The sequence below is a fragment of the Parahoeflea alexandrii genome (assembly GCF_024105735.1).
Taxonomy (GTDB): domain Bacteria; phylum Pseudomonadota; class Alphaproteobacteria; order Rhizobiales; family Rhizobiaceae; genus Hoeflea; species Hoeflea alexandrii.
The window spans coordinates 249,438-263,483 of sequence record NZ_JAAAML010000002.1 but is presented as its reverse complement, the minus strand read 5'-3'; the positions used below and the strand labels follow the sequence as shown (position 1 = coordinate 263,483).

Sequence of the window (14,046 nt, the reverse complement as noted above, 5' to 3'; positions counted from 1 at the left end):
TCTTGTTGCGCGTCAGCCTGCGGCGACGTCTGCGATTTCCATATGATCCGTTACGGCGATCTCGCCGGTCAGGTGATCTGCGGTGCGGCCACTGACCCTTACCAGCGCCATCTGGCCCCGTGGCGCGCCGGGCGCAACCACCGGGGTGAAATTTTCTGTCCGCGCCGTGCCGGAAAACTCGACCATAACCCTATGTGTTTCAGCCGCCGCCGCCATCGCCGAGAGATGGGCATCATAGGCCTGTTCACCGCGTTCCCTCAAGCGCGCCGCGCGTTGCTTGATGAGCGCGCGATCAAGCTGCGGCATGCGCGCCGCCGGAGTTCCCTGCCGCGGCGAATAGGGAAAGACATGCAGGAATGCCAGGCCGCATTCCTCGACGATGTCGAGCGAACGGGCGAACATTTCCTCGGTCTCGGTCGGAAAGCCGGCGATCAGGTCGGCGCCGAACGCAAAGCCTGGCCGCAAGTCCCGCACCTGGCGGCAGAATTGAACCGCATCGTCGCGGCTGTGCCGCCGCTTCATGCGCTTGAGGATCAGGTCGTCGCCATGCTGCAGCGACAGGTGCAGATGCGGCATGAAACGCGGTTCATTGGCAATCAGGTCCATCAGGGCTTTGTCCACCTCGATCGAATCGATCGACGAAAGCCGCAATCGCTTGAGGTCAGGTACCTGTTTGAGAATGGTCCTGGCCAGAGTACCGAGGGTCGGGCCTCCCGGCAGGTCGGCGCCGTAGCTGGTGGCGTCGACACCGGTGATGACGACTTCCTGGTAGCCGTTGCCGACCAGTTTTTCGATCTGGCTGACCACCGCCCCCATCGGCACCGAGCGGGAATTGCCGCGGCCATAGGGGATGATGCAAAAGGTGCAGCGATGATCGCAGCCGTTCTGCACCTGCACGAAAGCCCGGGCATGGCCTTCGACCGCCTCGATCATCTGCGGCGCGGTCTCGCGTACCGACATGATGTCGTTGACGCGGATCTTCTCGCTATGGGAGACGCCGAAATCGGGCAGACCGCGATAGGTCGCGGCCTGGCCCTTGGCGTCGTTGCCGATCACCGCATCGACCTCGTCCATGGCGGCAAATGTTTCGGGTTCGGTCTGGGCGGCGCAACCCGAAACCACGATGCGGGCGTGCGGATTGTCGCGGCGTGCCCGCCGGATGGTCTGGCGCGCCTGTCGCACCGCGTCGGCGGTTACCGCGCAGGTGTTGACCAGGATGGCGTTGTTGAGGCCCGCCGTTTCGGCGGCCTTGCGCATGGTTTCCGATTCGTAGGTGTTGAGCCGGCAGCCGAGGGTAAGAACGCGAACGCCGCTCACGCCGCCGCCTCGTCCGCCTTCCAGTCTCCGGTCAGCGGATCGACGGTTCCCGAGAATTCCCATTCCGCCGGTCCGGTCATGATCACGTGGTTGGAGGCGCGCCAGTCTATGTGAAGCGGGCCGCCGGGCACATTGACGGTCACGCGCCGGCGGGTGCGATCGGTGCGCGCGGCGCAGACCGCGGCGGCACAGGCGGCCGAGCCACAGGCGCGGGTGAGGCCGACACCGCGTTCCCAGGTCCGAAGATCAAGCGTCTGGTCATTCAGGACCCGGGCAATCGAGATATTGGCGCGTTCGGGAAAGATCGGGTGATTTTCCAGCAGAGGCCCGAAGCGCTCGAGATCATAGGACCAGACGTCCTCCTTGACCCAGAAGATGGCGTGCGGGTTGCCGATCGACATCACCGAAGGCGAATGCAGCACCGGGTCGTCGATCGGTCCGACCTGCAACTCGATGCGGGTGGTGTCATAAAACTCTTCGGCCAGCGGGATCCGGTCCCAACGGAATTCGGGCACGCCCATGTCGACCGAAATCAGCCCGTCTTCATGCTCTTCGGCGGTCAGGATGCCGGCAAGCGTCTTGAAGGTGAAACTCTTGCGTCCGGTTTCCGAGGCGAGCGCCTGGACAACGCATCGTGTGCCGTTGCCGCAGGCCTGGGAGCGGGAGCCGTCGCGGTTGAGAATGTCGATGCGGTAATCCACGCCGTCGATATCGGTGTCGTGGATTGCCATGATCTGGTCGAAACCGGTGCGGTCGCCGCTTGCCAGCGCAATGGCGGCCTCTGCGGTCACGGCATCAGTTCTGCCACGCATGTCGATGACGACAATGTCGTTGCCCAGTCCGTTCATCTTGGCAAAAGGAACCATCGATCCCATCGCGTGCACCCGTTGTTGCTCGGGCTCTATATGGCTGAAAAGCCGCGTGATTACCAGTGCCGGCGCCTATCGGGCGTCGGCGCGGGTTCCGGGTTGCGTCCTGAAAAGCCAAAAGCCGAGGGCAGGGAAAAGCACCAGTTCGGCCAGCAGCGACGGCAGCACCTGCATGGCGAGAATGGTATCGGTATCGCCGGAGGCAATCCGCATCAACCCGCCGACGAAAACCAGCGCGCACATGGCGATCAACGCGGTGCGGAAACGGGCGACAGCGAAGGAGCCGGCGAGCAGCACAAGTCCGACGCCAAGCCAGACACCGCCAACAAAGCGGGCGTGATTGTCCTGCACGGCAAACCGCGCGGGGTCGGTGACGGTGATGAAATCGGTCGAACCCTGCCAGCCCAGGGTGCGCATTCCGCCCAGACCGAGATCAAGGCCGAGATAGATGATGATGGCACCAGCCAGCATGAGAACCAGTCTGAGAGCCATGGCAAAGTGTTCCTAGCAGAATTGACGAGACGGGATGTGCGGTATCGCCGTTTGAGAGGAACCGGCGTGGGCGATGCATACACGTTGTTGCGTGCCTGTCCAACTGTCTTGCGGATCAGGCATGCCGAATTGCCGGTCAGGCGGTCAGCGGATGTTCCCAGGCTTCGCCGACATGCAGCGGCCGGAAGCGGTCCCTGGAAACGCCTTTCTCGGCGAGCCTGGCCTGCAGCACCTCGGCGGGCGCGTCGCGGCCCTCGTCGGTGAGCTGGAACGTGCCCCAGTGATGGCCAAGCGCAAATTCGGCGCCCGACAGCAGGAAACCATCGATTGCCTCGTCCGGGTTCTGGTGCTGGTCCTTCATGAACCAGCGCGGCTCGTAGGCGCCGACCGGCAGGATCGCGGCGCGGAAGCTGCCATGGCGCTCGCGGGCATTCCTGTAAGGCCGGCCGTTGTCGAAGCCGGTGTCGCCTATATGCAGGATCTTGCCGCCCGGGGTTTCGAGCACGAAGGCCGCCCAGAGCGCCATCGAGCGGTCGTTGACGCCGCGCGCCGACCAGTGATGGCACGGTTCGAAATGCACTGTCGCCGGGCCTGACTTGATCGACTGGCCCCAATCGCCCGTCATCACCCGCATGGTGGGAACGTGCGACTTGATGATGGCGTCATTGCCAAGGGGCGTGATGACCAGCGGATTGTGCGCCAGTCTCAGCCGCGCCAGGGTTACCAGGTCGAGGTGGTCGTAGTGGTTGTGGCTGAGCAGCACCAGATCGATGTCTGGCAGGTCCTCGAAGGCGATGCCGGGTGCGGTGACGCGCTTCGGCCCGGCAAAGGAGAGCGGGCTGGCGCGGTCCGACCAGACCGGATCGGTAAGGATGTTGAGCCCGGCGGTCTGGATCAGCATGGTGGCATGGCCGACCATGGTGATGCGCAACCGGTCGCCTTCCACGCGCGGCTCCGGGCGGGCTGGCGCGAACGGGCTCTTGACGGATCTGGGCCAGCTTGCCTGGTTGCCGCCGAATTTCCATTTCAACAGATCGGAAAACCCCTTGGGCTCCGCGCCGTCAGGGTTGAAGAACCGCACCCCGTCGAAATGATCGCTGAGCGGACCGGAATGATAGGGATTGGAATTGCGTGCGACAGCCATGGCGGTCCCTGATGCGCCAACCCCGAAAAGGGCCGCGAGTGCTGAAAACTTGAGAAAGGAGCGACGTTTCATGGTGGGAGATATGGTGGGGCGGCGGAAGGGTTCAAGAGAAGAGGGTTGCGGGATAAGAGGGTTGCGCTGCCACCGACTGCCGTACGGTTGCAGCAGGCTCGCTGCAATCTCTGGCCCTTTTGCAGAAATGCAGTTCTTGGCCGGGCCAGATCTGATAGCCCGCGAGATATTTCGGCTCATGGCAAAGCTTCATTAGGAAAACGCGGTTATGACTGGATCAGAAGTAAATGGACAGCGCGCAGTGAGCCCGCGCTGCCCGATTGCCTGAAGGACTGACAATGAGCTTTTCGACCCCGATCCTGCTTGTGATCGCGTTGCTCGCGATCCTCGTGGTCGGGCGAATCATCACATCGCCGCAAGCACCGGGGCGAGTGGCCTTCGGCTTGGCTGCCGTGGCATCGGTCTGGTGGATCGCCATGGTCGTGCTCCGCCTCAACAGCGAGGAGCTGTCGGACAAGATCCTGTTCAGCAGGCTGGCCTGGTTCGGTATCGTCGCGACACCGCTGTTCTGGTCGGCAGGATTTCTCGACCATGCAGGCTTCAGCCAGGTCACCAGGCGCCTGCCAATCACGATCATGCTTGTGATCAGCGCGCTCGCCGGTTTGGCCGCCCTGACGGATGGCTATCATCACTGGATCTATACCGGCGTCGTCAACGAAGAACGTCCGAGCTTTTCGCACGGATGGCTGTTCTACGCGCTGTTGGGGGGGATGTATCTGTGCATGCTGCTTGCCTGCCTGATGTCGATTTCCCAATTGAAGCGCGCCGCTCGTCTGCACAGGCGTCAAATGGTGGCGCTCCTGATCGCAACATGCGTACCGTGGGGATGCAACGCGGCTTTCGTGCTGTTCGAATTCCGGCTCTTCAACGATGACCCGACGCCCTTCGCCTTCAGCGCGACGGTGATGGCCGTGCTCTTCGCGCAACATCGCGGAAAGCTGTTCATTGCACCGCCGATTGCCCGGGACATCATTTTCTCGATTCTGCGCGATCCGATCATTGTGCTTGATCCAAGCGGTCTGGTTCTCGAGACCAATCCCGCGGCAGAGAAGCTGACAGGGTTCAGTGCCGAAACCGTGGGGACGAAGCTTCCGCCTTCCCACCCGCTGATGGCCTTTATCGCAAGAGATACCCAGGCCGAATCGACGAAGCCGATCATCCATTTCGAGGCAATGGAGACGATTTTCGAGGTATCCGCGCAGCCGCTGGAGCGCTGGGGCCGGCAAGGCAGCGTCATGGTTGTGTTGCGCGACGTCACAGTGCGCGAAGCCGCGCAGAAAAGCCTCGCGGATGCCGGGCAGGCGCTGAAGCTGCGGCTTGAGGAAAACCTGCGCCTGCAGGAACAGCTCGAACAGCAGGCCTTTCACGATCACCTGACCGGCCTTTACAATCGGCGTCACGCCAGCACCGTCATCCCGCCCGTTATATCCAGCGCGAGCGAGGAGGCGCCGGTATCGCTGATCGTCCTGGATCTCGATTACTTCAAGCAGGTCAATGACCGGTACGGGCACGATGTCGGAGACAAGGTTCTGTCGAGTTTCGCAAGCATCCTCAGCGACAGCCTGCACGGCTCGGAATTGGCGTTCCGTCATGGCGGCGAGGAATTCCTCGTCGTGCTGCCGGCCACGACGCGCGATCAGGCGCTCGAACGATGTGCCCGGTGGCGGCACGAACTTGCCACCCACACCATTGTGGAACTGAAGGGCGTCGCATTGTCCTTCTCGGCCGGCATTGCACTTGCTCCCCAGGCCGGAACATCGCTCACGGAGTGCACAAAGGCAGCTGACGTCGCACTTTACCGGGCCAAGATTTCCGGACGCAACACGGATATCGTCTGGGGCGAGCATCTTGACGGCATAGCTGGCGATGGGCCTGCCGAAAGCGGCAATGCGGGCGACCGCCGCGCACGCCGGGGCAGGGCCAGCCTGTAAGGCGGTGTTGCCGCAAGCCGGGCCGGCACACGATGGTCTTGGTGGCTCGTTTACCCGTTTGTTGACACGGCGACTTTGCTCCAACCCGCAGCCTTGAATGCAGCCGAAGCGCTGGCAATGTCGTTGCGAAGGCGGCAGAAAAATCTGTCGCGGCGGCGAACGAAAGCACTTGCATTTGCATGCAAAGCCTGTTGAATACGCCTCACCACAGGGGTGCCGCGTAGAGCCGCGGCTGAGATGCGGGCGCCAAGCCCACGGACCCTCGAAGCTGATCTGGATAATGCCAGCGTAGCAAGGAGGAATCAAGATGTTCGCAGGCGCGCAAGTATCCCTTTACCCCATGACCGACGGGTTCGTGGACGTGATCCTGTCGTCGCTTTCGGCGCTTGATCCGTATCGCGATCGTCTCAGGATCGAGACCGACGATATCTCCACATTGATTGTCGGGCCGCCGGAAGTGCTGTTTCCGGCGCTGCGCGACCTTTACGTGGCGGCCGCTGCCAGCCGGCATCACGTGGTGCTCAGGGCGACGCTGTCGCGCGGCTGTCCGGGCGAACCCGACGATCCGATCTGTCAGACCAATGCGCTCGCTAATCCGTCCGAGCCGCTCGGCTCGCGGCAGGCGGCAGCGCTGGCAGCACTTGGCGACGCGCCGCAGACCGGCGAGACCGCCCGGGCGCAGTTTTCGCTTTACGTGATGGGCGCGGGCGACCACATGGCCGAAATCATGGGCTGCATCGATTTTCTGAAATCGAGCGGCAGTTTTGACGGGTCGAAGAACTTCTGCACCCGGCTGATCGGCGATTCGGGGCCGGTGTTTGCCACCCTGCAGGAAGCCTTCTGCCGGTTCGGGCCGCCCGCCGGTCACGTGACCATCGATCTGACGGTTTCCGCCAACAGCCCGTCCATCGGCTGATTCCATGACAGGTTCATCGTCCGGCGCGCCGGCGGCGCGGCCTCGTGGCCGCATGCCGTCCCTGCTTCTCAAAACTTCAACCCGGATCCGCCAGGGCCTGCCGGCCATTCTCAGTGTCGCGGCGGCGCTGGCGGCGTGGGAGATCTATGTCCTTGTGTCGGGTGTTTCGGCGCTGGTGCTGCCGGCGCCGTCGCGGGTGATCGGCCAGATTGCCGCCAATCGGGAGCTGTTGTGGGCCAACACGCTGCCCACCCTGCAGGCGACGCTGACGGGTTTTGCCTTCTCGCTCACGCTTGCCTTCACGCTCTCGGTGCTGATCGATTTCGTTCCTCGGCTGAGGCGGGCGCTGTTTCCGGTGTTCGTCATCAGCCAGACCCTGCCGCTGGTGGCGATCGCGCCGCTGGTGGTGTTGTGGTTCGGCTTCGGGCTGACGCCGAAAATCCTGCTGGTGGCGCTTGTCACCTTTTTCCCGATGCTGATCGCGCTGGTCGACGGTTACGAATCCACCGAACCCGAGATCGAGGCGCTGCTCGGTTCGATGGGCGCGTCCCGGGTAGGCATCTTCCGCCGCGCCCGGTTTCCCTCGGCGATGCCCTACTTCTTTGCCGGCTTGCGGATCTCGATCACCTATGCGGTGGTGGCGGCGATCTTTGCCGAATATGTCGGCGCCCGCGCCGGGCTCGGCATCGTCATTCTCAACGCCAAGAACAGCTTCCGGCCGGACCTGATGCTTGCCGCCGTGGTGATCAGCTCGGCCCTGACGCTTGCCCTGTTCGGGGCAACGGCGCTGATGCAATGGATCGTGCTTGGATGGCGGCAGGCGGGGGCGGGGCGATGAGCGCGCTCGAACTGAGCAAGATCTGTCTCTCGCTCGGCGGGATCCCCGTGCTCGATAGTGTATCGATGCATGTTGCTCAAGGCGAGTTCGTGTCTATCCTTGGCCCTTCGGGATGCGGCAAGTCGAGCCTGTTGCGGCTCTTGACCGGGGCTCTGACGCCTGATCGCGGCGAGATCCGGGTCGGCGGCGCACCGCTGGATGAACGCTCCCGTGCCTTTGCCTTCATGCCGCAACGTGACGCGCTGATGCCGTGGCGGCGGATCATCGACAACGTCATCCTCGGGCTCGAGGTCCAGGGTCTGGGCCGCATGGAAGCACGGGCAAAAGTGCGGCCGCTTTTTGCAGCCTTCGGGCTGGAGGGATTCGAGCAGCATTACCCTGCGCAATTGTCCGGCGGCATGCGCCAGCGCGCGGCGCTGATGCGCACCATTGTCCAGGACCGGCCGGTGCAATTGCTCGACGAGCCTTTCGGGGCGCTCGATGCGCTCACCCGCGCCGGGATGCAGCGCTGGCTGGAGAGCCGCTTCAAGGATGCGCACTGGACCACGGTTCTGGTCACCCACGATGTGCGCGAGGCGGTGGCGCTGTCGGACCGGATCTACGTCCTGTCGCCCCGTCCCGCCCGCATCATCGCCGAATTCGAGGTGCCGGACCGCCGTCCGCGCCTCGGCGCCACGCTTTCGCCCCGGGCCATCCGCCTCGAGGCCGAGCTTCTCGACACGCTTCTTACCGAAACCGGAGACTGATCATGAAACATCTTCTCACAGCCCTTGCGCTGATTGTTGCCGTTCCCGCGCAAGCTGCCGAAAAACTCACCGTGGCGCTCGACTGGACGCCCAACACCAACCATGTCGGGCTTTATGTGGCCCAGGCCAAGGGCTGGTTCAACGACGCGGGTCTCGACGTTGAGATCCTGCCCTACACCGACACTTCGTCAGGCACGCTGGTCGCCACCGGCGTGGCCCAGTTCGGCATCCTGAGCGCCGTCGGTTTTCACAGCCAGCGTTCGATGGGGGCCGACATGACGGCAGTGATGGCGGTGGTGCAGCACGAGACCGGGCGGCTGGTGTTCAATGGCGACCGCGAGGACATAAAGCGCCCCGCCGATCTCGACGGCCTCACCTATGCCGGCTTCGGCAGCGCCTGGGAGAATGCGCTGATCTCGTCGATCATCCGCCATGACGGCGGCGAGGGCAGCTTCGACACGGTGACGCTCGGGACCTCGGCCTACGAGGCGCTGGCCAATGGTTCGGTCGATTTCACCCTGGAAGTGAGTACCTGGGAGGGGGTCAATTCGGTCCTGCTCAACCGCCCGCAACGCTGGTTCAACTATTCCGACTATGGCGTACCGGACCAGCACACGACCTTTCTGGGCGGCAATTCCACTTGGCTTGCGAAGAACGGAGAGACCGCGAGCGCCTTCGTCGAGGCTGCGCAGCGCGGTTACGCCTTCGCCGCGGACAATCCGGCCGAGGCAGCCGATATCCTGGTTTCTGAAACCGCCGGCATGCTCTCCAATCCGGAGCTGGTGCATGCCTCGATGGCAGCGCTTGTCGAAGGCGGGTATCTGCGTGATCCGGGCGAGCCCGTCGGTCTGATCGATCCCGAACTGATCACCGGCATCACCGGGTTCCTGTTTGAGGCCGGCATCCTGCGTGACGCCAATGGCGACGTGCACAAGGAGATGCCGGATGTTGCGGGCTGGTACACCAACCAGTATCTGGCGCAATAGAAACAGCGGCTCAAGTGCTGCCCGGACCCGCGTTCACCGTTCCGGGCAGCGCATGCCACCAGACAGGAAAAAGTTGACCGCCCTACGTGGCTATGCAACCCCAAGGCCTCAAAACCGTTGTCCGTTCATTCCGCGGAGAGGCACAGTCCATGACGACCGACCAGATCATGCTTTTTGGAATTCTCGTCGTCCTGTTCGGGCTCCTGGTCTGGGGGCGTTTCCGCTACGATCTGGTTGCTTTCGTTGCGCTCATGGTCACCGTGATGGCAGGGCTGATTGCGCCCGAGGATGCGTTTCACGGCTTTGGTCATCCGGCGGTGGTCATCATCGCGCTCGTGCTGATCGTCTCGCGCGGGCTGATGAATTCCGGCGCCGTTGAAATGATCGCCCGCTATGTCACCCGGCCCGACCGGGCGCTTCCGGTGCATATCGGCATCATGGCGGTGGTGGGTGCGGTGCTGTCGGCGATCATCAACAATGTCGCGGCGCTGGCGCTGCTGATGTCGCTCGACATGGATGCCGCGCGCAAGGCCAAGCGGGCTGTGTCGCTGACGCTGATGCCCCTGTCCTTCGGCACCATCCTTGGCGGCATGATCACCCTGATCGGCACGCCGCCCAACATTGTCATCGCCCAGTACCGCCAGGATGTCCTGGGTGCGCCCTATTCGATGTTCGATTTCGCCCCCGTCGGCATCGCGGTTGCCACCGCCGGCATCGCCTATGTGGCCTTCCTTGGCTGGCGGCTGATCCCGGAGCGGGCGGACACGATTTCGCTCGAGGGGGACGCCGGTCTCTACGTCGCCGAAGCCCGCGTCAAGGAAGGGTCCAAATCGATCGGCCAGTCGGTGGGCGAACTCTATCCGGTCGCCGACGACAATGATGTGAGCATCCTGGGGCTGGCGCGCCAGGGCAAGCGCCTGCCCGGCTTTTCCCAGGCCCGCGAGATCCGCGAAGGCGATTTCCTGGTGCTGGAGGGAGATCCCAAGCAGATCGAGGCCTTCATGGGTGCGGCCGAACTCGATGTCATCGGCACGGAAGACCAGGGCGGGCTGATGGGCAAGTCGCTGAGCCTGGTCGAGGCCATCGTGCCGGAAGAATCTTCCGTCGTCGGGCGCACCATGCTGGGGCTGCGGCTGATCCAGCGGCACGGGGTGACGCTGCTCGGCCTGTCGCGGCAGGGCAGGCGATTTCGCGAAAGGGTCGGTCACTTGCCGATCAAGGCAGGCGACCTGTTGCTGCTGATCGGGCCCGACAAGAATATCGCCGCCGCCAGCCAGTGGCTCGGCGTGCTGCCGCTCGAAAACCGCCGGCTCGAGGTGATGCAGCGGACCAAGGCGTTTCTGGCGATCAGTATCTTCGCCGCCGCCATCGCCCTGTCGGTTATGGGGATCACCTCACTGGCGATCTCGCTCGGGCTTTGCGTTGTTGCCTACCTGCTTCTCGGCATCATCAGCGGCCGCGATTTCTACGCGTTGATCGAATGGAAGGTGATCGTGCTTCTGGCCTGCCTCATTCCGGTTGCCGGTGCGCTGGAAGAGACCGGCGGAAGCGAACTGATCGCCGGTCAGATCGTCAATCTGACCGAAAATCTGCCGGCCTGGGGCGTGCTGATGGTGCTGATGATCATCACCATGACGCTGTCGGATTTTCTCAACAATGTCGCGACCGCGCTGATCGCCGCGCCGATCGGGGTGAGCGTCGCCAACTCCATCGGCGCCAGCCCGGACCCGTTCCTGATGGGCGTGGCGGTGGCCGCGTCCTGCGCCTTCCTCACCCCCATCGGCCACAAGAACAACACCATCATCATGGGTCCCGGCAACTACCGCTTCGGCGACTACTGGCGCATGGGGCTGATGCTCGAGGTGATCGTGATCGTCGTCGCGGTGCCGATGATCGCGTGGGTCTGGCCGTTCTAGAGGGGCATTGCCCCGCGCATGAAGGAGAACAAGCGCTGCCACGACGGATGCAATGAAACCCGGAAGCACCGCCGGCGGCACAGGCGGCCAGCGTTGCAGCCTGTCTTGAGGTTTCCGGTCCGCATCCGGACGGAATGAGACCGTTACACCGCGGCCTGCTGGGTCGTCGCAACCGTGATGGCCACGAAGAAACAGGCCGAGGCGGCGATGACAAAGCCATGCCAGATGGCGTTCGAGAACTTCATCCTCTTCGCTGCATAGAAGACCACGCCGACGGTGTAGAGCAGCCCGCCGGCTATGATGTAGCCAATGGGCAGGTCCGACCATGACGACCAGAACAGCACGACGCTCATCCAGCCCATGATCAGGTAGAGCGCGGGGCCAAACTGGCCGGGAGTGCTCCAGAAGACCAGCTTGAGCACCATTCCGATCACCGCCAGGGCCCAGATAATGCCCAGCACGGCGTAGGCGAGGCCCGAACCGATCATGACCACCAGCGGCGTGTAGGTGCCGGCGATCTTCAGGTAGATCGCCGCATGATCGATGCGCCGCAAGGCAGGCCGGAGGTTTTCCCACGGGGTCATGTGATAAAACGCCGAGGCCGTGAAGGTGCCTATCAGCGTGATCGCATAGACCGAGATTGCCGTGATCTCCCAGGGCGAGGCGACCGGTGCCGCCCAGACGAGCAACAGGATCGCACCAAGCAGCGCCCCGGTGACGCCGATGGCATGCATGCTGCCGTCGGCAACGCGTTCTGATCTGGTGTAGCTGGGATACATGTCTTGCTTTCATTTCTTGGCGAGTGAATGGACGATAGCAGCACATTCTTTCAGGAATAAGGAGGTACCGAGAGACATATTGCCGCTTTTTATGTCCGGTAGGGAAACGGTTGCCGCGGTGGCCAGGCGATTGACACAATGATTCTCGAAACCTTTGTCCGGAGTGCGTTGTCGGCCCCAAAGAGCCCCCAACCTTGACTCCGCCACGCTTTTCCTGTTTATCGCGCTCAAATCTGCGACGAGCATGACTCCGAGCCGCCGACCGGGATGTTTCTGATGGTCGCTTGAATCCTTTCTTCAAACCGTACCGGTTTGAACGGTCAAGCGAAACGCCTGAGCACCGGAGGTCAACACCCGACAGCGCGATGCGCCCTCGGGTGTCGTTTGGCTTTGCGTAATGCCCGTCCCATATTGGCTGGAGACCCCAGCAACCACAGGACGACGCAATGTTTGAAAATCTCCAGGACCGGCTTGGCTCCATCCTCAACAACCTGACCGGGCGCGGCGCCCTGTCGGAGAAGGATGTGTCGGAAGCCATGCGCGAGGTTCGCCGCGCGCTCTTGGAGGCCGACGTGGCGCTGGAAGTGGTCCGGGGCTTTACCGACCGGGTGCGCGAGAAGGCCGTCGGCGCCGAGATCGTAAAGTCGATCAAGCCCGGCCAGATGGTGGTCAAGCTGGTCCATGACGAGCTTGTGGCGCTGCTTGGTGAAGAAGGCGTTGCGATCGACCTCAATGCGGCTGCCCCCGTCGTCATCATGATGGTCGGCCTGCAGGGCTCGGGCAAGACCACGACCTCGGCCAAGATCGCGGCCCGGCTCGAGAAGCGTGACCGGAAGAAGGTCATGATGGCGTCGCTCGACACGCGCCGTCCGGCGGCACAGGAGCAGCTCCGCCAGCTCGGCGAGCAGACCGGGGTCGCCACGCTGCCGATCATCGCCGGCCAGTCGCCCACCGACATTGCTGCGCGCGCGGTGCAGGCGGCGAAACTCGGCGGCCACGACGTGGTCATCCTCGACACCGCCGGCCGCACGCATATCGACGAACCGCTGATGGCGGAGATGGCCGAGATCAAGAAGCGCGCTAGCCCGCACGAGATCCTGCTGGTGGCCGATGCGCTGACCGGTCAGGACGCGGTCAACCTGGCGCGCAATTTCGACGAGCGCGTCGGCATTTCCGGACTGGTGCTGACCCGCATGGACGGTGACGGCCGCGGCGGTGCGGCGCTGTCGATGCGGGCGGTCACTGGCAAGCCGATCAAGCTGATCGGTACCGGCGAGAAGATGGACGCGCTGGAGGAATTCCATCCCCGCCGCGTCGCCGACCGGATCCTCGGCATGGGCGACATTGTTTCGCTGGTCGAGAAGGCGGCGGAGAATTTCGACGCCGAGAAGGCCCAGGCGATGGCCGCCCGGATGAAGACCGGCAAGTTCGATCTCAACGATCTGGCCGAGCAGCTGGGACAGATGCAGAAGCTCGGCGGCATGGGCGGGATCATGGGCATGATGCCGGGCATGGGCAAGATGAAGGACCAGATGTCGGCGGCCGGCATGGACGACAAGACGTTTGCCCGCCAGCTCGCCATCATCGGCTCGATGACCAAGGCAGAGCGCGCCAATCCCGACCTGCTCAAGCATTCGCGCAAGAAGCGCATCGCCGCCGGTTCCGGCACAGATGCGGCCGCCATCAACAAGCTCTTGAAGATGCACCGGCAGATGGCCGACATGATGAAGGCCATGGGTGGCAAGGGCAAGGGCGGCGGCATGATGCGCGCGGCCATGGGCGGGCTGGCTTCCAAGATGGGGCTTCCTGGCGGCATGGGTGGAATGGGCGGTATGCCGGATCTGTCGAAGATGGACCCGAAGCAGCTCGAGGCGCTGCAGAAGCAGGCGGAAGCCGCCGGCCTCGGCAAGGCCCCGGGAATGGGCGGCCTGCCGGGCGGAATGCCTGGGGGTCTTCCTGGCGGATTGCCCGGTCTGGGCGGCCCGAAGCTGCCCGGTCTTGGCGGAGGCGGCCTTCCCGGCCTGCCGAAGAAGAAGTGAG

The 14,046-nt window shown here is 63.5% G+C and carries 12 protein-coding genes and 1 riboswitch; of the genes, 7 read left to right on the top strand and 5 right to left on the bottom strand.

Features of this window, described 5'->3' with window-relative positions; genetic code table 11:
* Window positions 1-12: 12 nt before the first annotated feature.
* The 4 genes from mtaB to GTW23_RS10975 form a co-directional block, all read right to left on the bottom strand.
* A complete protein-coding gene (mtaB, locus tag GTW23_RS10990; protein WP_252915802.1) occupies window positions 13-1,317 on the bottom strand; it encodes a tRNA (N(6)-L-threonylcarbamoyladenosine(37)-C(2))-methylthiotransferase MtaB in 1,305 nt (434 codons plus the stop codon).
* Window positions 1,314-2,192 (bottom strand): diaminopimelate epimerase, encoded by an 879-nt coding sequence (gene dapF / locus GTW23_RS10985; protein ID WP_152011150.1) that lies wholly within the window; start codon window positions 2,190-2,192, stop codon window positions 1,314-1,316. Before dapF ends, mtaB begins: the two co-directional genes overlap by 4 nt.
* A gap of 66 nt (window positions 2,193-2,258) precedes the next feature.
* The gene (locus GTW23_RS10980; RefSeq protein ID WP_252915800.1) at window positions 2,259-2,678 is read right to left on the bottom strand and encodes a DUF4345 domain-containing protein; all 420 of its coding nucleotides are present in this window, start codon (window positions 2,676-2,678) and stop codon (window positions 2,259-2,261) included.
* A gap of 136 nt (window positions 2,679-2,814) precedes the next feature.
* Window positions 2,815-3,894, bottom strand: coding sequence for an MBL fold metallo-hydrolase (locus GTW23_RS10975; protein ID WP_152011152.1), 1,080 nt, complete (start codon window positions 3,892-3,894; stop codon window positions 2,815-2,817).
* Window positions 3,895-4,172: 278 nt separating this feature from the next.
* On the opposite strand from GTW23_RS10975, the gene GTW23_RS10970 reads away from it, so the two are divergent.
* From GTW23_RS10970 to GTW23_RS10945, 6 genes are all read left to right on the top strand, one after another.
* Window positions 4,173-5,825 carry a GGDEF domain-containing protein gene (locus GTW23_RS10970; RefSeq protein WP_252915798.1) on the top strand — a complete coding sequence of 551 codons (1,653 nt, stop codon included), beginning with the start codon at window positions 4,173-4,175 and terminating at the stop codon, window positions 5,823-5,825.
* A gap of 199 nt (window positions 5,826-6,024) precedes the next feature.
* Window positions 6,025-6,138: riboswitch (TPP riboswitch) on the top strand.
* Window positions 6,133-6,741 carry a YkoF family thiamine/hydroxymethylpyrimidine-binding protein gene (locus tag GTW23_RS10965; RefSeq protein WP_252915796.1) on the top strand — a complete coding sequence of 203 codons (609 nt, stop codon included), beginning with the start codon at window positions 6,133-6,135 and terminating at the stop codon, window positions 6,739-6,741. Its footprint overlaps the riboswitch before it by 6 nt.
* A gap of 52 nt (window positions 6,742-6,793) precedes the next feature.
* Entirely contained in the window at window positions 6,794-7,579 is a 786-nt protein-coding gene (locus GTW23_RS10960) for an ABC transporter permease (protein ID WP_252916303.1), read from the top strand.
* On the top strand, window positions 7,576-8,325 hold the full coding sequence (locus tag GTW23_RS10955) for an ABC transporter ATP-binding protein (protein ID WP_252915795.1): 750 nt from the start codon (window positions 7,576-7,578) through the stop codon (window positions 8,323-8,325). Before GTW23_RS10960 ends, GTW23_RS10955 begins: the two co-directional genes overlap by 4 nt.
* Window positions 8,326-8,327: 2 nt before the next feature.
* The gene (locus tag GTW23_RS10950) at window positions 8,328-9,311 is read left to right on the top strand and encodes an ABC transporter substrate-binding protein (protein WP_252915794.1); all 984 of its coding nucleotides are present in this window, start codon (window positions 8,328-8,330) and stop codon (window positions 9,309-9,311) included.
* A gap of 149 nt (window positions 9,312-9,460) precedes the next feature.
* Window positions 9,461-11,227, top strand: a complete 1,767-nt coding sequence (locus tag GTW23_RS10945) for an SLC13 family permease (RefSeq protein WP_152011157.1) — start codon at window positions 9,461-9,463, stop codon at window positions 11,225-11,227.
* A gap of 143 nt (window positions 11,228-11,370) precedes the next feature.
* Here the strand turns inward: GTW23_RS10945 and trhA are convergent, their stop codons facing one another.
* Window positions 11,371-12,006, bottom strand: a complete 636-nt coding sequence (gene trhA / locus GTW23_RS10940; RefSeq protein ID WP_152011158.1) for a PAQR family membrane homeostasis protein TrhA — start codon at window positions 12,004-12,006, stop codon at window positions 11,371-11,373.
* Window positions 12,007-12,452: 446 nt separating this feature from the next.
* Here trhA and ffh point away from each other — a divergent pair, with 446 nt between their 5' ends.
* Complete coding sequence (gene ffh, locus GTW23_RS10935; RefSeq protein ID WP_252915792.1) at window positions 12,453-14,045, top strand: signal recognition particle protein; 1,593 nt, start codon at window positions 12,453-12,455, stop codon at window positions 14,043-14,045.
* Window position 14,046: the final 1 nt, after the last annotated feature.